1 protein-coding gene is annotated in these 395 nt (G+C 35.9%); it reads left to right on the top strand.

The genetic code is table 11. The features are described 5' to 3' along the window. Positions 1-55: 55 nt before the first annotated feature. A partial coding sequence (locus FJV41_RS51465; RefSeq protein WP_220138071.1) for a hypothetical protein occupies positions 56-395 on the top strand: 340 nt, incomplete at its 3' end.

Raw genomic sequence — 395 nt, 5'->3', positions numbered from 1 at the left:
TACTTAACAAGGATGTTATGTATGTTGAGTTCATATCAGATTTAAGGAATATATAATGCCAAGTAAGAGCAAAGCACAAGCACACTTAATGGCTGCTGCCGCCCACAATCCTGAAATTGCTAAAGATTCAGGAATTGATATGAGTGTTGCTCAGGATTTTAATAAAGCAGATGAACATGTAACAGAAGAAGTAGAGCTTGATGAAGCTAGTGGTGTTGGTATTATAAAAGTACCGCCAGCATTGCTTAAGCAAGTTCAAAAATATGTAGGATCAGTACTTCTAACTATGGGTGCAATGAAACAACATGAATTGCAAAAAAATGGTAAAGAATCTGAATCAGAGGCACTACTAAATTTTCTACGTAGATTTCAACGTAAGTACAATGCGTCAGTAC

Origin of the sequence: Myxococcus llanfairpwllgwyngyllgogerychwyrndrobwllllantysiliogogogochensis, from assembly GCF_006636215.1 — a bacterium.
GTDB lineage: Bacteria > Myxococcota > Myxococcia > Myxococcales > Myxococcaceae > Myxococcus > Myxococcus llanfairpwllgwyngyllgogerychwyrndrobwllllantysiliogogogochensis.
Note: the sequence above shows the minus strand (reverse complement) of the source record. Positions and strands in the feature narration are given on the sequence as shown.